Source organism: Kocuria rhizosphaerae (assembly GCF_044462265.1).
GTDB lineage: Bacteria > Actinomycetota > Actinomycetes > Actinomycetales > Micrococcaceae > Kocuria > Kocuria rhizosphaerae.
In genome coordinates this window covers 1-18,640 of the sequence record NZ_JBISWL010000137.1, presented here as the reverse complement: position 1 = coordinate 18,640, position 18,640 = coordinate 1, and the positions used below count along the sequence as shown (strand labels likewise).

Annotated in this window: 15 protein-coding genes; 8 read left to right on the top strand and 7 right to left on the bottom strand. The window is 69.5% G+C overall.

Annotated elements, in window-relative coordinates:
* Positions 1-72: 72 nt before the first annotated feature.
* From ACH9EU_RS15885 to ACH9EU_RS15875, 3 genes are all read right to left on the bottom strand, one after another.
* A complete protein-coding gene (locus ACH9EU_RS15885) occupies positions 73-912 on the bottom strand; it encodes an SDR family oxidoreductase (protein WP_396414872.1) in 840 nt (279 codons plus the stop codon).
* Positions 913-1,013: 101 nt separating this feature from the next.
* Complete coding sequence (locus tag ACH9EU_RS15880) at positions 1,014-1,505, bottom strand: hypothetical protein (RefSeq protein ID WP_396414871.1); 492 nt, start codon at positions 1,503-1,505, stop codon at positions 1,014-1,016.
* A 410-nt stretch (positions 1,506-1,915) separates the two neighbouring features.
* On the bottom strand, positions 1,916-3,061 hold the full coding sequence (locus ACH9EU_RS15875) for a Fic family protein (protein WP_396414870.1): 1,146 nt from the start codon (positions 3,059-3,061) through the stop codon (positions 1,916-1,918).
* Positions 3,062-3,212: 151 nt separating this feature from the next.
* Between ACH9EU_RS15875 and ACH9EU_RS15870 the strand changes: the two genes are divergently transcribed.
* From ACH9EU_RS15870 to ACH9EU_RS15860, 3 genes are read left to right on the top strand one after another with little or no spacing between them, the layout of a single operon-like run.
* On the top strand, positions 3,213-4,739 hold the full coding sequence (locus tag ACH9EU_RS15870; protein WP_396414869.1) for a type I restriction-modification system subunit M: 1,527 nt from the start codon (positions 3,213-3,215) through the stop codon (positions 4,737-4,739).
* On the top strand, positions 4,736-5,836 hold the full coding sequence (locus ACH9EU_RS15865; RefSeq protein WP_396414868.1) for a restriction endonuclease subunit S: 1,101 nt from the start codon (positions 4,736-4,738) through the stop codon (positions 5,834-5,836). Before ACH9EU_RS15870 ends, ACH9EU_RS15865 begins: the two co-directional genes overlap by 4 nt.
* A 45-nt stretch (positions 5,837-5,881) precedes the next feature.
* Positions 5,882-9,322 carry a DEAD/DEAH box helicase family protein gene (locus ACH9EU_RS15860; protein ID WP_396414867.1) on the top strand — a complete coding sequence of 1,147 codons (3,441 nt, stop codon included), beginning with the start codon at positions 5,882-5,884 and terminating at the stop codon, positions 9,320-9,322.
* A gap of 1 nt (position 9,323) precedes the next feature.
* Here ACH9EU_RS15860 and ACH9EU_RS15855 read toward each other — a convergent pair whose 3' ends face one another.
* Positions 9,324-10,265 carry an Abi family protein gene (locus ACH9EU_RS15855; RefSeq protein WP_396414873.1) on the bottom strand — a complete coding sequence of 314 codons (942 nt, stop codon included), beginning with the start codon at positions 10,263-10,265 and terminating at the stop codon, positions 9,324-9,326.
* Positions 10,266-10,764: 499 nt separating this feature from the next.
* On the opposite strand from ACH9EU_RS15855, the gene purS reads away from it, so the two are divergent.
* The 5 genes from purS to cls all read left to right on the top strand — a co-directional run bounded on the left by purS (position 10,765) and on the right by cls (position 16,296).
* Positions 10,765-11,028, top strand: coding sequence for a phosphoribosylformylglycinamidine synthase subunit PurS (gene purS, locus ACH9EU_RS15850; protein ID WP_396414866.1), 264 nt, complete (start codon positions 10,765-10,767; stop codon positions 11,026-11,028).
* Positions 11,029-11,030: 2 nt separating this feature from the next.
* The gene (gene purQ, locus ACH9EU_RS15845; protein WP_396414865.1) at positions 11,031-11,819 is read left to right on the top strand and encodes a phosphoribosylformylglycinamidine synthase subunit PurQ; all 789 of its coding nucleotides are present in this window, start codon (positions 11,031-11,033) and stop codon (positions 11,817-11,819) included.
* Positions 11,820-11,838: 19 nt separating this feature from the next.
* The gene (gene purL / locus ACH9EU_RS15840; RefSeq protein WP_396414864.1) at positions 11,839-14,136 is read left to right on the top strand and encodes a phosphoribosylformylglycinamidine synthase subunit PurL; all 2,298 of its coding nucleotides are present in this window, start codon (positions 11,839-11,841) and stop codon (positions 14,134-14,136) included.
* 109 nt (positions 14,137-14,245) lie between these two features.
* A complete protein-coding gene (locus tag ACH9EU_RS15835; protein ID WP_396414863.1) occupies positions 14,246-14,764 on the top strand; it encodes a GNAT family N-acetyltransferase in 519 nt (172 codons plus the stop codon).
* Between the two features lie 35 nt (positions 14,765-14,799).
* A complete protein-coding gene (cls, locus tag ACH9EU_RS15830) occupies positions 14,800-16,296 on the top strand; it encodes a cardiolipin synthase (protein WP_396414862.1) in 1,497 nt (498 codons plus the stop codon).
* A 103-nt stretch (positions 16,297-16,399) separates the two neighbouring features.
* Here the strand turns inward: cls and ACH9EU_RS15825 are convergent, their stop codons facing one another.
* The 3 genes from ACH9EU_RS15825 to ACH9EU_RS15815 form a co-directional block, all read right to left on the bottom strand.
* Positions 16,400-17,269 (bottom strand): anti-sigma factor domain-containing protein, encoded by an 870-nt coding sequence (locus ACH9EU_RS15825; protein WP_396414861.1) that lies wholly within the window; start codon positions 17,267-17,269, stop codon positions 16,400-16,402.
* A complete protein-coding gene (locus ACH9EU_RS15820) occupies positions 17,253-17,816 on the bottom strand; it encodes a sigma-70 family RNA polymerase sigma factor (RefSeq protein WP_396414860.1) in 564 nt (187 codons plus the stop codon). Before ACH9EU_RS15820 ends, ACH9EU_RS15825 begins: the two co-directional genes overlap by 17 nt.
* Positions 17,817-17,938: 122 nt before the next feature.
* A partial coding sequence (locus ACH9EU_RS15815) for a sortase domain-containing protein (RefSeq protein ID WP_396414859.1) occupies positions 17,939-18,640 on the bottom strand: 702 nt, incomplete at its 5' end.

Below are 18,640 nucleotides of genomic sequence, written 5' to 3'. Positions count from 1 at the left end.
CGCCGACGACGGCGCGGAGCGCTCCACGCGGGCTCCTGCCGCCCTCCGGGGCCGCCGGCGCCCGGGCGCCGCCTAGAGGATCGGCTTTCCCCCGGTGACCGCCACGCGAGCGCCGGAGACGTAGCTGCCGTCGTCGCACGCCAGCAAGACGTAGACGGGAGCGAGCTCGGCGGGCTGCCCCGGCCGGCCGAGCGGGGTGTCGTCGCCGAAGGAGGCGACCACCTCCGCCGGCATCGTGGACGGGATCAGCGGGGTCCAGATGGGCCCGGGCGCCACGCTGTTCACCCGGATGCCCTGCTTGCCGAGCATCTGCGCCAGGCCGGCGGAGAAGTTCGCGATCGCCGCCTTGGTGGCCGCGTAGGGCGCCAGGTGGGGCGACGGCGAGTCGGACTGGACCGAGGACGTGCCGATGACCGACGAGCCGGGGGCCATGTGCGGCACAGCGGCCTTGACGAGGTGGAACATCGCCCCGACGTTGAGCCGGAAGGTGTAGTCCCACTCCTCGTCGGAGATCTCGTCCAGGCTCTCGTGGCTCATCTGGTAGGCCGCGTTGGAGACCAGCACGTCGATCTTGCCGAACTCCTGCACGGCCCGCTCCACGACCGCCCGGCAGTGCGCGGGGTCGGAGAGGTCACCGCGGACCAGCACGGCGCTGCGCCCGGCCTCCTCGATCCAGCGCGCGGTGTCCCGGGCGTCGTCGTCCTCGCTGAGGTAGGCGACGAGGACGTCGGCGCCCTCCCTGGCGTAGGCGATCGCGGCGGCGCGGCCGATCCCGCTGTCCCCGCCGGTGACGATCGCCGCCTTGCCCTCGAGCTTGCCCGAGCCGCGGTAGCTGTGCTCACCGCAGTCCGGGACCGGTGTCATCTCCGACTGGACGCCGGGGACGTCCTGCTGCTGCTCCGGCTGGGTCATGACGAGGTCCCTCCAGGTGGTCGGGCGGTCCGGGATCGGCCCCGGTGGTCAGCACACTGCCCAGCCTAGGACGACCGCACCGGCGTGTCCCGCCCCGTGCGTCAGCCGGCCCGGCGACCCCACCGGAGGACGGCCAGCCAGAGCAGCACCCCGGCCAGGCCCATCGTCCCGGGGACCAGCACGGGGGACGGCCCCACGGCCCCGCTGGTCGCCGCCCACAGCCGGGCCGCGCCCGACATCGACTCCCAGACCTCGGCGTAGCGCGGGTCCAGCGGTCCGGCCCGCAGGTTCGCCAGGACGTGCTCGTAGACGCCGTAGACACTTCCCAGCACGGCGACGACGGCGGCGACCTGCACGGCGCGGACCGTCGCGGGGCTGCGACGGACCGCCCACGCCACGGCGGCGAGCAGCAGCACGGCCAGCACGGCCCACGGGACCAGCTGTGCGGGGCCCTGCCAGTGGCGCAGCATCGCGAGCTCGGTCAGGGCGCCGAGCACGGTGGCGATCCCCAGCAGCGTCAGGGCCCACCGGTAGATCGGGACCAGCCGGGCGTCGTCGGGGCCGGCGCCCGTGGTGTCCGACATGCTGCTCATGCTCTCCATGGGACCACGGTCCACCGGGACCAGCCTGTATTTGGGCTGGGACGTCGCGGACGGAATCGTCGCCCGGCTGAGGGCGTGGGGGCGTGCACCGGGTGTTCGGCTGCGCCGGGGACGGGGCGGACCCGATCCTGGCCGCCATGGCCCGGGCCCGGGACGACGTCGAGCTGGACAGCAAGCCGGTCGTGGCGATCGTCGGAGACGTCGTGAGGACGGCGCAGGGCGGCGGCTACCTGCAGGATGTCGAGCTGCCCAAACTGTTCAAGGACGTGTGCGCGCAGTACGTTACGTGCAGACCCTCTCCGTCCCGGAGCAGCTCGAGGCCGCGCTGGACCGCGCCGCGCGCCTGCTGCGGCGGCAGTACGCCCAGGTGACGGAGTGAGGCAGGGCTGCGGACGGGATCGTCAGTCGTCCATGAGGATCGAGGGCAGCAAGCCCAGCTCGTCGAGGCGGCGCACCACGAAGATCGTGAGCTCGTTGGTCACCAGCTTGATGCAGTAGCTTCGCGCCCTGGGCTCGGTGCGCTGGATCAGGCCCTGCTCCAGGAGCTTGCGGATGTACTGGCTGCGAGCGGTTGGAGTGACGCGCACCAGGTCTTCGATGTCGCCGGCCCTGGCGCTCTCCAGTCCGGCGATTCGGGCAAGGACAGCGACGTCCCGGCCGCTCAGCACCCCGGAGCGGTGTGCGTGGTCGAGTGCGGGGATGTACACCTCGTTGAGCACCGTCCGCGGATCGTTCAGCTGCTGGATGGCGTCCAGATCGTGCTTGATGCCGTCCAGCACGTACTGGCACCACTGGATCATGCCTTCGTCGTCCAGGGCATCGGCACGTGACAGCCGGGCGTAGTAGGCCTCTCGATCAGCACCGAAGACCGTGGTGGGGTTCAGCGCCCGGTATCCGGCGCCCGTGAAACCACGGTCGACCAGCATCGCGTAGGTCAGGAGGCGTGAGACCCGGCCGTTGCCGTTGCCGAACGGGTGGATCCACACGAACCTGTGGTGGGCGATGGCCACCTGCATCAGCTGTTGCTGTGGAGCCACCTTGCGGTTGATGAACGCCAGGAGCTGGTCCATGTCCGCAAAGACGGATTCCGGGCCGGGCGGCACGTGAGCGGCGCCTGCGATGGACACCTGACCGGTCCGGTACTCGCCCGGCGTCGCGTCGCCCTCCCGGTGCAACCCGTCGACGGCGAGCTTGTGCAGCTCCCGGATGAGCTTGTGCGAGAGGACGAGCTGCCCCTCCCGATGGCGCTCGTCGATGTACTCGCTCGTCCGGTCGAGCTGGAGGATCTCCCGCACGTCGTCGCGGACCTCCCCTTCCCCGCGCTCCGCACGAGCCGCCCCCTCCAGCGCATCGACCACCGTGGTGCGGTTGCCCTCGATCCGGGCGGACAGCATGCTCGTCAGATGCTGGAACAGTTCGCGGAGCTCCGCGAACAGGGGCGGCAGACGAGCCGGAGCGATGAGATCGCCCCGCGCCCGCTCCAGCTCGATGATCGTGCCGGCGAGGAGCGAGTCGAACGGGAAGCTCGGGAAGCGGATGTCCTGCATGCCGATCATTTTTCCAGCTGCTACAGTATATTCAAAGTCACCTTCCATCCGCCCCTTCAATTGCAGGCATGATTGGACACCTTCGCTGGTCAGCATTCAAAGTTCTTGCGCAAGGACATTCGAAGTCCCCGTCTCCCCGTAGGATCTTCTGGTGATCACCGGAGAACTGAAGAGCAAGATCGACGCCGTCTGGAACCGCTTCTGGTCAGGAGGGATCTCCAACCCGCTGGAGGTGATCGAGCAGATCACCTACCTACTTTTCATGCGACGCCTGGACGACCTGCAGACCACGGCTGAGAAGAAGGCCCAGTTCACGGGCGCCGGGGTGATCGACAACCCCGTCTTCCTCCCGGACCAGCAGCACCTGCGCTGGTCCCGCTTCAAGACCCTGGACGACGCCCAGGAGATGTACGACGTCGTCAGCGGCGAGGTCTTCCCTTTTCTGCGCACCCTGGGCGGTGACGACTCGACGTACTCCCACCACATGGCCAACGCGCGCTTCACCATCCCCGCCCCGCAGCTGCTGGACCGGGTGGTGCAGCTCGTGGACGAGATCCCGCTCCAGAACAGGGACACGAACGGCGACCTCTACGAGTACCTGCTCTCCAAATTGAACTCGGCCGGGCAGAACGGCCAGTTCCGCACCCCGCGGCACATCATCCAGCTGATGGTCGAGATGACGGCGCCGACCCCGGACGACCGGATCTGCGACCCGGCCTGTGGCACCGCAGGCTTCCTCGTGGCAGCCTCTGAGCACGTGCGCACCTACTCCCCCGAGGTGATGACCGACGCCACCGCGCGGGAGAAGTACCACCACCACATGTTCCACGGCTACGACTTCGACTCCACGATGCTGCGGATCGGCTCCATGAACATGCTCCTGCACGGCGTGGAGGGCCCGGACATCCGCTACCGTGATTCCCTGGCCGAGGGCGCCAGCGAGGACAGCGGTGAATACAGCCTGATCCTCGCCAATCCACCGTTCTCGGGCAGCCTGGACTACGAGACGACGTCGAACAAGCTGCTGAAGACCGTCAAGACCAAGAAGACCGAGCTGCTGTTCCTGGCCCTATTCCTGGACCTGCTCGACGTCGGCGGCCGCGCCGCCGTCATCGTGCCCGACGGCGTGCTGTTCGGCTCCTCCACCGCTCACAAAGCTCTGCGCAGGATGCTGGTGGAGGAGGAGCAGCTCGAGGCCGTGGTGAAGCTGCCCTCCGGCGTGTTCAAGCCGTATGCGGGAGTCTCCACAGCGATCCTCTTCTTCCGGAGGACGGGAGGGGCAGGCGGTACGGAGAACGTGTGGTTTTACGATGTGAAGGCCGATGGGCTCAGCCTCGACGACAAGCGCCAGGAACTGTTGCCCGTGACCAAGCTCGGGCCTGCTCCGAGCGAGGCGCTGACGGAGGACGAGCACGCCAAGAACAACCTCCCCGACGTCCTCGCCCGTTGGAGCGACCGCGACGGCGCCGAACGAGGTCGCGGCCGCACGGACCAGAGCTTCTGCGTACCCAAGCAGGAGATCGTCGACGCCGGCTACGACCTCGCGATCAACCGCTACCAGGAGATCGCCGTGGTCGAGGAGAACCACCGCGACCCCTTGGAGATCATCGCGGATCTGGAAAGGCTCGACGACGAGATCCGCGCTGGTCTGGCCGAGCTCAAGGAGATGTTGCGGTGAACACCTGGCCGACGCTCACATTGGGCGAGATCTGCAAACCAAAGCAATGGCCGATATTGGCCAAGAAAGACCTCGAAGTGCGAGGCCACCCGGCATACGGCGCGGGTGGACTAATCGGTTACACAAACCAAAAATCCCACGACGGAAACGTTGTGTTAATTGGCTGCCGTGGCACCTGTGGCAATGTCATGCTTGTTTCAGGCCCCCTATATGCGAGTGGGAATGCCATGGCTCTGGATGCATTGAGCGACAGAGTCAACCCTCGATACCTCGCAATCGCCTTAGAACGGCGAGGTCTGCAGGATGTCATAACTGGATCTTCCCAACCTCAGATCACGCGGACAAATCTTGTGAAAGTGCGGATACCTGTCCCCCCGTTGCTCGTTCAAAACCGCATCGTGGCAGCCCTTGAGAGCGCTCGGTTCACCCTCGAAGCGACCGAAAGAGAAATCAGCGGCCTGACGAGTCTTGTCCAATACGCGGTACTAGAACGATCTAGGCACCGAACGAAGTTTGTTCCGCTCCCCGAGTTGCTCACACGCCCCCTTCGGAATGGCCTTTCCCCCTCCTCCAAGGGGAGATATCCTGGCACTGTCCTGACTCTTAGTGCAATCACTGGCGGGCATTTCCGGGAATCCGCTCAAAAAAGCGGATTTTTCGATTCGCCACCACTGGACAAGGCGCGCGTCCAAGAAGGTGCATTGCTAATATGTCGAGGAAACGGAAACCGTAAACTTGTCGGAGTTGGTGCCTTGGCGGCCCCCAGTGCGCCAACCTATGCATTTCCGGACACGATGATTGAGGCCCGATTCGACGCCCAACAAATCCGATCCGAACTCATCCCACACCTTTGGAACAGTCACGCGGTACAACACCAAATTCAAAGCCGCGCGAAAACGACCAATGGAACGTACAAGATTAGCCAGGCTGATTTGCAAGATGTGCAATTCATTATCCCCTCAGAAGACGTACAAGCGGAACTTGTGGACGTCGTCCAACGAGGTGATCGCGCGCACAGGCGGATGCAACAGCGTCTGATCCTCGCCCAGCAGCTCTACGACTCCGTCCAGTACCGCGCCTTCCGGGACGAGCTCTGACAGGATGGGAGTTGCCCCTGCAAACTGCTGAGCGGTAGGACGAGCATGGCCAGCAACTTCGACTTCATCGCCCCGGAGTGGCCGGGCGTGCACCAGGAGTGCGTGCGGGCCGAGCAGTACGTGCGCCAGGATCCGCGGGCCTCGGCGCTGTACGCGCGGCGGGTCGTCGAGCAGCTGGTCGACCACCTCTATCTCGCCGCCGGTCTGTCCGAGCCGTACCGGGCGGACCTGGCGGCACGGATCAATGCCCCGGCGTTCCGGCAGCTGACCGGCGACATGATCGTCGCCAAGCTCAATGCCGTGCGCAAGGCCGGCAACACCGGGGTGCACGAGAGCCGCAAGGCGTTCGGCGCGCAGACGGCGCTGGCGGTGGTGAAGGAGCTGCACCACGTCGTGCACTGGGCGGCCCTGCGGTTCAGCACCGGCAGGGCGGAACTGTCTTCCGAGCACCGCTTCGACCCGTCCGTGATCCCCGACGTGGCCGACCGTCCGCTCAGCCAGGCGGAGCTCAACGGCCTGATCGAGAAGTTCCGCCAGCAGGACGAGGTGCTGGCCGCCGAGCGGGAGCGCCTGCAGCGGTCGGAGGCGGAGCGGGCCAAGCTCGAGGCCGACCTCGCCGAGCTGCGCCGGCAGATCGAGGAGACCCGGCAGGAGCAGGTACCGGACGAGCACGACTACCAAGAGTCCGAGACCCGGCGGCTGCTCATCGACATGTACCTACGCGAGGCCGGCTGGGCGCTGGACCAGCGCCGGGACCGGGAGTACCGCGTCGAGGGCCTGCCCTCGGGCGGGACGGGGTTCGTCGACTACGTGCTGTGGGGCGCCGACGGCAGGCCGCTGGCCGTCGTGGAGGCCAAGCGGACGGACCGCTCCCCCGAGGACGGCGCCCGGCAGGCTGAGGAGTACGCCGACGCACTGCTGGCGGCCACCGGGCAGGACCCGGTCATCTACCTCTCCAACGGCTACGAGCACCGGGTGCGGGACCGGGCGGTCGACGCGACCCACCGACGGATCAGCGGTTTCGCCACGCGGAGCGAGCTGGAGCGGCTGGTCCAGCGGCGTCGTCGTCGCAAGCCCTTGTCCTCCCTGCCCGTCGACCAAGCGATCGCGGGCCGCCCCTACCAGGAGCGGGCGATCCGGGCCGTGGCCGAGCACTTCGAGGCCGACCGTCAGCGCCGCGCCCTGCTGGTGATGGCCACGGGAACGGGAAAGACCCGCACGGTCATCGCGCTGACCGACCTGCTGACCCGGGCCAGCTGGGTGCGCACCGTGCTGTTCCTCGCCGATCGGACGAGTCTCGTCAAGCAGGCCGAACGCGCGTTCCGGGAGCACCTGCCCAATACCACCGTGGTGAACCTCGTGGAGGAGAAGTCCACCGACGGCCGGGTGTTCGTCTCCACGTACCCCACGATGCTGAACCTGCTCGACGCCAGGAACCCGGACGGCACGGCGATGTTCGGGGCCGGGTTCTTCGACCTCGTGGTGGTCGACGAGGCGCACCGGTCGATCTTCAACCGCTACCTGGCAGTGGTCGAGCACTTCGACGCGCACCTGGTGGGCCTGACCGCCACCCCGAAGGACGAGGTGGACCGCAACACCTACCGCGTGTTCCAGCTCGAGGACGGCGTGCCCACCGACGTCTACAGCCTTGAGGACGCGGTGCAGGACGGCTACCTCGTCCCGCCGCGGGCCGTGGACGTGCCCCTGAAGTTCGTGCGCGGCGGCATTCGCTACGACGAGCTCTCCGAGGAGGAGCGCGCCGCCTGGGACGAGACCGAGTGGAACGACGACGGCGAGATCCCCGACGAGGTCGGCGCCGGCGAGATCAACCGCCGCCTCTTCAACGCCGACACCGTCGACAAGGTCCTGCAGGTCCTCATGGAGCGCGGCCACCGGGTGGAGGGCGGGGACCGGATCGCCAAGGCCATCGTCTTCGCCGCCAACGCGAAGCACGCGGCCTTCGTCAAGGAGCGCTTCGACGCCAACTGGCCGGCGCTCGGGGAGTCGGCGAAGGTCATCACGCACCGCACCGAGCGCGCCCAGGTCCTCATCGACGACTTCTCCGAGGCCGCCAAGCGCCCCGACATCGCGATCTCGGTGGACATGCTCGACACCGGCATCGACGTGCCCGAGGTCGCCAACCTCGTGCTGTTCAAGCCGGTGCACTCCAAGGCCAAGTTCTGGCAAATGATCGGCCGCGGTACCCGCCTGCGCCCGGACCTCTACGGACCGGGGCAGAGCAAGCAGGACTTCTACGTCTTCGACGTCTGCGGCAACTTCGAGTGGTTCCGGGAGAACCCCGAGGAGAGCGGCGGCAACACCACGCCGTCGCTGACCGAGCGGCTCTTCCGGCACCGCCTGGAGCTGCTCACCGTCCTGGACGGCACCGTCGACGACGACGCGCCAGGCCGCACTCCTGGCGAGGACGAGGCCGAGCTCCACCTGCGCGGGCTGCGGCGCGCCACGGCCACGATCCTGCACCGCCGCGTGAGTTCCGTACCGGTGGAGAACGTCCTCGCTCGCCCGCACCGCCGCGCCGTGGAGACCTGGTCGCTGTGGGAGAACTGGCAGAGGATCGACGAGTCCACGGCCCAGGACGTCCAGCGCGAGCTCGCCCCCCTGCCCTCCGCGGACACCGACCCCGACGAGTCCGCCAAGCGGTTCGACCTGCTCTGCCTCCAGCTGCAGCTGGCCCTGCTCACCGGCGACGACACCGTGGCCGCCAGTATCCGGGACACCCTCCAGCAGCTCGCCTCCGCGCTGCTCAGCCGGACCGGCATCGCCGCGGTGAAGCAGCAGGCCGAGCTGCTGGAGTCGGTCGCCTCGGACGCCTGGTGGGAGGGTGTCGGCGCCACGGCCGTCGAACGGATCCGTCGCCGACTGCGCGGGCTGCTGCGCTACGTTCCCCGTGGGCACGCACACGTCGTGTACTCGGACTTCGAGGACGAGCTCGGGCACGTGCGGGAGACGGAGGCGCCGCGTGCCGACGTCGGCACGGACATGGAGCGGTTCACGGCCAAGGCCCGGGACTTCCTCCGTAGTCACCAGGACGACATGACGCTCCAGAAGGTGCGGCGGAACCGCCAGCTCACCACGGTGGACCTGCAGCACCTGGACGCCCTCCTGCAGATGAGCGGCACCGGATCCCCGGCGGAGATCGAGGCGGCGTCCGAGGGCGGGCTGGGCCTGTTCATCCGGCAGCTCGTCGGCCTGGACCGGGAGGCGGCCCAGGAGGCCCTGTCCGAGTTCCTCGACGGCTCCCGCTGCTCCGCCGCACAGATCCGGTTCGTGCAGATGGTCGTCGACCATCTCACGGCCAACGGCGTCGTGGATCCCCGTGCGCTGTTCGGGTCGCCGTTCACGGACCACGGGGGTCCCACGGAGCACTTCGACGACGCCGAGGTGCACGAGCTCATGGATCGCCTGCGCGAGGTGGAGTCCCGGGCCAGGGTTCGCGATGACGCCGAGGTCCCGCAGGGGGCGTGACTCAGCCGGCACTATCGCGCCACAGGGGCAGCTGTCCCCAGCCTTTCGGCGCTCCCATCCCTTCCTCAATGCTCAGGCCCGGAAGGTCGGGGAAATCGGTCAACAGCTGACGAACCCTCCGTGGCCAGGTGCTCCGAGGATCGACGTGTTGTGCAAGGTAGGCGATGACTGCCAATGCGGGGTAGACCCGGTCCAAGGTGCCGAAACCAATCAGGTGATGCAAGGACGCCTCCACCTGGGCGGGCCTGGGATGGCGGAACTTCTGTGTCAGTGTTCGGTTCCACAGGCGGCTGTGGTGGGCGGCGACGTTCCTGACGTGTCCGACTCCTCTCATCCAGTCGGAAAAGAAAGGACCGCCCTCGACGCCCAACTGATGGGCGATAACACGCTGATCCGCCTTCCTCATCAGGGAGAACAGCCGCGCGAGACCACCAAAATCCATGAACTCCACCGCGACCCAGACGGGAAGAGGCTCCCCGTACTTGGTGAGGTGATGCCGGACGAAGTCCTCGTTCCGGGCGCGGTGCTGGAGGACCGTGTACGCCTGCCTCCACTCGTCGAACGCGCTCCGGCCGGTACTGGGGTGGCGTCGCGTGCAAGCCGAGTTCTCAAGGGCCTGCGGGCGCAGGTGGCCGAAGGTATCTCGACGTCCCAGAACATATGCGACCTGCGTCCGCAGCCCCGTCTCCACAGTCTCGACGCCATCCAGCACGAGCAGGCGCAGCGCACGGTCGAAGCTCCACAGCGCCTCGATCTGCTCCATGGTGGTCCCCGGACGGATGGAGCTGGAACGAAACCGGACCGGCGACCCGACTCGCTGTTCCGACTCCGGCAACAGCTCGCGGAAGGGATACACATAGGCGCCGAGCCGGTAGTACCCGACACTGCGCAGGAGCTCGAGGGCTCGCTCACAGTCATGCCATGTCAGTCCCCGGCTGGCCAAGAGCTGGAGCTGCTCGTCATAGGTCCTGTGAGGTTTGTCGTACAAGAGCAGCCACCCATGGTCCAGACAAAAGAAAACCGACCCTTGAGAGCCTGAAGACTCATCAGCGGGGCCGGTGTTAGTACCAACAGTCTACACGGTGCCGTGCCCGAGACCGGCTGGATCGGCCGCCCAGCGTCGTCGTTCCGTCCCGCTCCTGACCACGCCGAGGACGACTGCCCCTCGAGGGCCCGGGCGACCGCAGAATAGCGCGAACACCCGGGCCATGCCGGGTCACACGGTGGCTCCGTAGTCATCGGCGGCCGCTGAACTCGCCACTTCTGCCCGAGACCGGGGCACGCACCCTGTGTGTCGGGCAGAAGCGGTGAGTTCGGCGTTGGGAGGGTGCGGCAGAGGTGCCCCTCGTCACGCGGCGTCGGGGCCCCGGGCCCGGAACGATAGGATGGGCACCGTTCGCCGGATCCCGGCTCCACGCCAGACCCCTCCGAGGAGTTCCCCGATGGCCCGCATTGTTGTCGACGTCATGCCCAAGCCCGAGATCCTTGACCCGCAGGGCAAGGCCATCGCCAACGAGCTGCCCCGCATCGGCCTGGACGGGTTCGCCGGTGTGCGGCAGGGCAAGCGCTTCGAACTGTCCGTGGACGGCGAGGCCACCGACGACGTGCTGTCCCAGGCCCGCGAGGCGGCCGAGAAGCTGCTGTCCAACCCCGTGATCGAGGACGTCGTGCGGGTGGCGGTCCTGGACGAGACCGAGGAGAACTGAGCATGACCGAGACCCCGCTCGTCGCGGACCTCTCCGGCCACGGCCCGGACCCGGCGCTCGAGGACGCCCGGATCGGCGTCGTCACCTTCCCCGGCACCCTCGACGACCGCGACGCGGGCCGGGCCGTGACGCTGGCCGGCGGCACCCCGGTCCCGCTGTGGTACGCCGACGAGGACCTCCGGGGCGTGGACGCGGTGATCCTGCCCGGCGGCTTCTCCTACGGCGACTACCTGCGCGCGGGGGCGATCGCCCGGTTCGCCCCGCTCATGGACCGGATCGTCGAGGGGGCGAACGCGGCAGGCACCTCCGGCTCCTCGCCGCTGCCGGTGCTGGGCATCTGCAACGGATTCCAGGTGCTCACCGAGGCCCACCTGCTGCCGGGCTCCATGATCAAGAACGACCACCTGAAGTTCCTGTGCCGGGACCAGCGCCTGCGCGTGGAGAACGCGGAGTCGGTGTGGACCACCGAGTTCGAGGCGGGCCAGGAGATCGTGGTGCCGCTGAAGAACCAGGACGGGCAGTACGTGGCCGACGAGCGGACCCTCGACGCCCTCGAGGCCGAGGGCCGCGTGGTGTTCCGCTACGTGGGGTTCAACCCGAACGGCTCCCGCCGGGACATCGCGGGCATCAGCAACGCCGGCGGCAACGTGGTGGGTCTCATGCCCCACCCCGAGCACGCGGTGGAGCCGGGCTTCGGCGCGGACTCCTCCGCGTTCGGCGAGGTCGGCATGCGCGACGGCACGGACGGGCTGGGGCTGTTCGTCTCCGCCCTCAAGACACTGGTCAAGTAAGGGACACGGAAAGCACTCCATGAGCGAGAAGCACTTCAACCTGGACACCGTCGAGCACGCCGCGGGCACCCCCGACACCGAGCTGCCCTGGGCCGAGCTGGGGCTCAAGGACAACGAGTTCGAGGAGATCAAGAAGATCCTCGGCCGCCGTCCCACCGCGGCGGAGCTGGCCATGTACTCGGTCATGTGGTCCGAGCACTGCTCCTACAAGTCCTCCAAGGTCCATCTGCGCCAGTTCGGCGAGAAGGTGACCGAGGAGATGAAGAAGGACCTGATGGTCGGCATCGGCGAGAACGCCGGGGTGACCGACATCGGGGACGGCTGGGCCGTGACCTTCAAGATCGAGTCCCACAACCACCCCTCCTACGTGGAGCCCTACCAGGGCGCCGCGACCGGCGTGGGCGGGATCGTGCGCGACATCATCTCGATGGGTGCCCGCCCGGTCGCCGTCATGGACCCGCTGCGCTTCGGGGCGATCGACCACCCGGACACCGCGCGCGTGGTGCACGGCGTCGTCGCGGGCGTGGGCGGCTACGGCAACTCCCTGGGCCTGCCCAACGTGGGCGGCGAGGTCGTCTTCGACTCCTGCTACCAGGGCAATCCCTTGGTCAACGCGCTGGCCGTCGGCGTCATGCGCCACGAGGACATCCGCTTGGCCAACGCCTCAGGCGTCGGCAACCGGGTCGTGCTGTTCGGCGCGCGGACCGGCGGCGACGGCATCGGCGGCGCCTCGGTGCTCGCCTCGGAGTCCTTCGACGACGCCAAGCCGTCCAAGCGGCCGGCCGTCCAGGTGGGCGACCCGTTCGCCGAGAAGGTGCTCATCGAGTGCTGCCTCGAGCTGTTCAAGAACTCCCTCGTGGAGGGCATCCAGGACCTCGGCGCCGCCGGCATCTCCTGCGCCACCTCGGAGCTGGCCTCCAACGGCGACGGCGGCATGCACGTGGACCTCACCGAGGTCCTGCTGCGCGACCCCACCCTGACCCCGGGCGAGATCCTCATGTCCGAGTCGCAGGAACGCATGATGGCGGTCGTGACCCCGGAAAAGGTGGCCGCCTTCGAGGCCGTCATGGCGACGTGGGACGTCGAGTACTCGTGGATCGGCGAGGTCACCGGCACCGGCCGGCTCGTCATCGAGTGGGACGACGAGGTCATCGTCGACGTCGACCCCCGCACCGTCGCCCACGAGGGCCCCGTCTACGAGCGGCCGTATGCCCGCCCCGCGGACCAGGACCGGCTGCAGGCCGACCGGTTCGCCGGCTCCCCCGCGGACGCCTCCCGCCCCTCCGGCCATGAGCTCAAGAACGCCGTGCTCGAGCTCATGGCCTCCCCGAACCTGTGCGCCAAGGACTGGGTCACCGCCCAGTACGACCGCTACGTGCAGGGCAACACCGCCATGGCCATGCCCGACGACGCCGGCGTGGTCCGCGTGGACGAGGAGACCGGTCTCGGCGTGGCCCTGTCCACCGACTGCAACGGCCGCTACGCCTACCTGGACCCGTACCGGGGCGCGCAGCTGGCGCTGGCCGAGGCCTACCGCAACGTGGCCACCGCCGGGGCGCGCCCGGTCGCCGTCTCCGACTGCCTGAACTTCGGCTCCCCGGAGGACCCGGGGACCATGTGGCAGTTCGCGGAGGCCGTGCGCGGGCTGGCCGACGGCTGCATGGAGCTCGGTGTCCCGGTGACCGGCGGCAACGTCTCCCTGTACAACCAGACCGGCGGCGTGGGCATCCACCCCACCCCCGTGGTCGCGATGATGGGCGTGCTCGACGACGTCCGCCGCCGCACCCCCTCGGGCTGGCGCGAGGACGGGCAGGCGATCTACCTGCTCGGCACCACCGCCGACGAGCTGGACGGCTCCGAGTGGGCGAACATTCGCGGGCACCTCGGCGGGCTCCCCCCGGCCGTGGACCTCGCCCGGGAGAAGCTGCTGGGCGAGCTGCTGATCAACATGTCCCGCGACGGCATGATCGACGCCGCGCACGACGTCGCCGAGGGCGGCCTGGCCGCCACGCTGGCCGAGATGGCGCTGCGCTTCGACGTCGGGGCGCGGATCGGCCTCGGCGAGGTGTGCGACCGGGACGGCGTGGACCTGTTCACGATGCTCTTCTCGGAGTCACAGGGACGGGCCGTGGTGGCGGTGCCGCGCAGCGAGGAAGTACGCTTCAGCGACATGTGCACGATGCGCAGCTACCCGTTCATCCGGATCGGGGTGGTGGACGCGCAGAACCGGGCGCTGGACGTGCAGAGCCAGTTCGCCGTCGGCCTGGCCGAGCTGCGCACGGCGCACGAGGCCACCCTGCCGCAGCACTTCGGCTGACCGGCCGCACCGCAGCATCCCGTTCCCGACCGTCCACGACCCTGATCCTCCGGGGCCCCCCGGGCTCCCCTCCGCCGGCCGTGCACCCGTGCACGCAGAAAGCAGCACCATGACCGAGGACCTCGAGGCCCTGCGACCCGCCCCCGTCCTGGAGACGGAACGACTCCTGATCCGGCCCTTCACCGCGGAGGAGCTCGACGCCGTGGCGGCGGGCGACCGGGCGGAGCACTTCGCCGAGGGCTTCCCCTCGCCCGAGGACATGGACTTCGCCCGGGAGTCCCTGCTGGCCGGCGGCTACTTCTTCACCGAGTCCGTGTACGCACGGATGGCCATCGTGGAGAAGGAGTCGGGGCAGATCGTCGGCACGTCCGGCTTCGTGGGCCCGCCGATCGACGCCGAGCTCGAGGTCGTGGGCTCCCTGGCCCCCGCCTACCGGAATCTTGGCTACGCCCAGGAGGGGTTGGCCGCGCTCCTGGGCGTGGCGTTCACCGACGACGCGGTGTCCGGCGTGCGCGCGAGCGTTCCGGTGGACAACGCCCCTGCCGAGCAGGTCCTGCTCGCGGCGGGCTTCGTGCACCGCAGGTCCCCCGGCCTGGAGACCGACTACTTCCTGCCACGGCCCGGCTGACGGGCGCGCCCGTGGCGGCGCCCCGATCGTGACGAGTGCTGGAGGCCCCCCTGTTCCCCTATGACCTGCTGTCCGCGGACACCTTCCCGGAGTCGATCCTGCTGGTGCTGGTCGTCCTGGACTGGACCGTGCGCCTCCTGGCCCTGGGCTGGATCCCGCACAACCGCCGCCCGTCCGTGGCGCTCGCCTGGCTCCTGGCCATCTTCCTGGTGCCGGTCGTGGGGCTGCTGCTCTTCCTGGTCATCGGCTCCGCCCGGCTGCCGAAGAACCGGATGGCGATGCAGGCCCGGATGAACGACGTCATCCGGGAGAATTCCCCGGGCTCCCCCGTCCTCGGCAACACGCTGGAGCAGCTCCCCGCCTGGATCGAGTCCACCGCAGCGCTCAACTACCGTCTCGGCGCGCTGCCCATGGTGGGCGGCAACTCCTTCGAGATCCGCACGGACAACCACGAGGCCCTGCGGCTCATGGCCGAGGCGGTGGACCGGGCGGAGGACTACGTCCACTTCGAGTTCTACATCGTGGCCTTCGACGACACCTCCCGGGTGCTCCTGGACGCGCTGGTGCGCGCCCACGAGCGTGGTGTGCGGGTCCGCGTGCTCATCGACCACCTCGGCTCGGTCGGTTATCCCGGCTACCGGGCGCTCGTCCGGCACTTCGACCGATCGGGGTTCCCGTGGCAGCGGATGCTGCCCGTGCGGCCCTGGAAGGGCGAGTGGCAGCGGCCCGACCTGCGCAACCACCGCAAGATCCTGGTGGTCGACGGCGAGGTGGCCTGGACCGGCTCGCAGAACGTCATCCACCGTTCGTACAACAAGCGGAGGAACGTCCGGAAGGACCTGCAGTGGAAGGACCTGATGATCGAGTGCCGGGGCCCGGTGGTCGCCGAGCTCAACGCGCTGTTCACGGGCGACTGGTACTCCGAGACCGGTGACCTGCTGCTGGACGAGGCCACGGGCGAGCTCCCCGGCGTGGAGGGACCCGTGTTCGCGCAGGTGCTGCCCTCGGGACCCGGTTTCGAGACGGAGAACAACCTCCGGCTCTTCAACCACCTCATCTACAACGCCAACCGGCAGATCGTCATCGCGAGCCCGTACTTCGTCCCGGACGAGTCGCTGATGCACGCGCTCACCACCGAGGCCCAGTCCGGGGTGGACGTCCAGCTGTTCGTGGGCGAGACCTCCGACCACTTCCTGGCCTACCACGCCCAGAACTCCTACTACCAGGCACTCGCGGAGGCCGGGGTGAAGATCTACCGCTACCGGTCCCCCACCGTCCTGCACGCCAAGTTCGTGCTCGTGGACGACTACGTCTCCGTCATCGGCTCCTCCAACATGGACGAGCGGTCCTTCGCGCTGGACCTCGAGGTCTCCGTGTACATCGTGGACCGGGAGTTCCGCCGGCGGATGGACGCGGTGGTGGCGCAGTTCCACGAGGCCAGCACGCTGCTGGATCTCGAGGAGTGGAAGCGGCGGCCGCTGTGGCGCAAGTACGTCGACAACGTCGCCCGGCTGACCTCCGCGCTGCTCTGAGGCACCCCGGGGAACGGGACGGGAAACAGGTGCCGGGAACGCGCCCGGGGATCAGGACAGGAACCGCGCCCGGGATCCCTCGGCGGCGGCCCGCCGCCGGCGCTCAGGTCTCCAGGACGCCTCGGACGATGGAGTCGCCCGAGTGGGTGGGGTCCCCGTCGACCGGCTCGTCGGAGACGTCCACGACGGGGAACTCCCCCACGTCCAGGTTCTCCGGCAGCACGAACACGGCCTCGTCCCCGGCCATCACACCCAGACTCACCATCCGCTGGGCGTCCGGCGCGAGCAGCCACACCTCCTTGAACCCGTCGACGTCGGCGGGGTCGGTGCGCACCACCAGCTGCCGCGTGCCGTCCGGGCGCTCGTCCACCTCCGCGGAGCCCCGAGCGCTGTAGCCGGCCAGCGGCTCCAGCTCGGCCCTCGCCAGGAGGGTCGGCTCCGGGCCCAGGCCCAGCTGCTGGACGCCCCACACGGCGGCACCTCCCACGAACAGCGCGGCGGCCACGGCCGCGGCGGCGAGCGGGTACGGCACTCCGCGCCGGGACCGGTCGCGCCGGGAACCGAGGTCGACGACGTCCGCCCCACCGCCGCCGCGAACCGGCGCGTCGCCCCCGGCGGCCGGGTCGTCCCCGGGAACCGTGTCGTGTCGGACAGCCGTGTCGCCCCGGACAGCCGTGTCGTCGCGGGCGGCCGTGTCCTCCGGCGCCGCCGGTGCACCCACGGCGCGGGCCCCGTCCAGGGGGTCATGCGCGACGTCGTCCGAGAGACCGAGCTCGGCGTGGATCGCCGCCCAGACCCCGGGGCCGGGAGCCGCCGGGGCGGGCGCCGAGGCCCTCCCCGCCCGGACGACGTGCCGCAGCTGCTCGAGCTCCGCCGCGCACTCGGGGCAGCTCTCGAGGTGGTCCCGGCTCCGGGGGTCCGGGCCCTCACCCAGAGCCAGGAGCGTCAGCGTCTCCTCACTCAGGTGCGCCATGGCCGTCTCCCAATCGTGTTCGCAGGTTCGTGAGGCCGCGCCTCAGGTGGCTCTTGACCGTGCCGAGGGGCAGGTCCAGATGCTGGGCGATCTGCTGGTGCGTGAGCTCCTCGTACACCGCGAGCGCCATGATCGTGGACCTCGGTGGTCCCATCCGCTCGATCTCCGACCGCACCACGAGCCGGTCCACGAGCAGGTCCGCCTCCTCGTGCCGCGGTCCCCGGTCCGAGTGGACGGCGGCCGCCCGGCGGCGGTCGGCCTCGCGGCCCGCGGTCCTCGCGGCGTCGGCGATGCAGTTGCGGGCGATGCCGATCAGCCACGCCGGGACGGAGGACCGTTCGGGGTGGTAGCCGGACCGGTACTTCCACGCCCGGATGAAGACCTCCTGGACGACGTCGTCGGCAGCCGAGTCGTCCCGCAGCGTCCGCACCGCGAGCCCCCGGACGACCCCGGCGCAGTGCCGGTACGCGGCGCTGAGCGCCTGCTCGTCCCCCGCGGCGAACGCGGTGTCGAGCTCGGGTCCCCAATCCGGGGGCGGCGTCGGCATCGTGGAACGGCTCCTCGTGGGCCGGCGGTCATCGTGGTGGGCCGCGGGGCTGGGCCCGGGCCTCGTGCCCAGCGTAGTGGAGACCGCTGTTCCGGTCATCGCCGCCCCGCCCTCTCCGGCCCTCAGGGCACCGGGACCGCCTTCAGCACCACATTGTCCTCGTAGTCCCCGAGCTCCTCGAGCCACTCCCCACCGCACGTCACGAGGTGGAGCACGGGCTCCCCGGTGCGGCGGAAGAGGTCCGCGTCCGCGAGGGACGTCTTGTGCACGTGCCGCACGGACTCGGTGCGGTAGCGCAGGACGCTGCCGTCCGCGCGCTCCACCCTGACCTCCGCCCCGGTCGGCACGTCCTTCAGCCGCGCCATCGGCGTGACCTCGGTGAGCGTGTCGACGTGGCCGGCGACGACCGCCGCGCCCTCCGCCGCCCCGGGGGACGGGCCGTACCGGTACCAGCCGAGCTCCACGTGGTTGTCGGGGATCGTCATGGCGCCGTTGTCCTCGATGCCCACCGGGACCACCGGCATGTCGATCGGCGAGCCGTCCACGACCATCCGCACCGGCGCGGGGACCGTCTCCGGTGGCGCCGGTGCGGCCGGCGCCACCGGGACGTCCGCGGCGACCCGGGCCACGGCCTCCGCGGACGCCGGGCGGGCGGGCGGCGCCGCGCCCTCGCCCCGGTAGGGCCCCGCCGCGAGGGATGTCGCGGTCGGCGGCTCCCCGGTCCCCGGGACGGCGGTGACGGCCGCCGCCGCGAGCAGGGACGCCGAGGCGAGCGCCCCGGCACCCGCCGCCGCCAGCCGGCGACGACGGGTGCCGGGTGCTGC

Bases quoted from the DNA above. Each gene is read 5' to 3' on its own strand.
- ACH9EU_RS15885 (WP_396414872.1), bottom strand. From the start codon at position 912: ATGACCCAGCCGGAGCAGCAGCAGGACGTCCCCGGCGTCCAGTCGGAG.
- ACH9EU_RS15880 (WP_396414871.1), bottom strand. From the start codon at position 1,505: ATGAGCAGCATGTCGGACACCACGGGCGCCGGCCCCGACGACGCCCGG.
- ACH9EU_RS15875 (WP_396414870.1), bottom strand. From the start codon at position 3,061: ATGCAGGACATCCGCTTCCCGAGCTTCCCGTTCGACTCGCTCCTCGCC.
- ACH9EU_RS15860 (WP_396414867.1), top strand. From the start codon at position 5,882: ATGGCCAGCAACTTCGACTTCATCGCCCCGGAGTGGCCGGGCGTGCAC.
- purS (WP_396414866.1), top strand. From the start codon at position 10,765: ATGGCCCGCATTGTTGTCGACGTCATGCCCAAGCCCGAGATCCTTGAC.
- purQ (WP_396414865.1), top strand. From the start codon at position 11,031: ATGACCGAGACCCCGCTCGTCGCGGACCTCTCCGGCCACGGCCCGGAC.
- purL (WP_396414864.1), top strand. From the start codon at position 11,839: ATGAGCGAGAAGCACTTCAACCTGGACACCGTCGAGCACGCCGCGGGC.
- ACH9EU_RS15835 (WP_396414863.1), top strand. From the start codon at position 14,246: ATGACCGAGGACCTCGAGGCCCTGCGACCCGCCCCCGTCCTGGAGACG.
- ACH9EU_RS15825 (WP_396414861.1), bottom strand. From the start codon at position 17,269: ATGGCGCACCTGAGTGAGGAGACGCTGACGCTCCTGGCTCTGGGTGAG.
- ACH9EU_RS15820 (WP_396414860.1), bottom strand. From the start codon at position 17,816: ATGCCGACGCCGCCCCCGGATTGGGGACCCGAGCTCGACACCGCGTTC.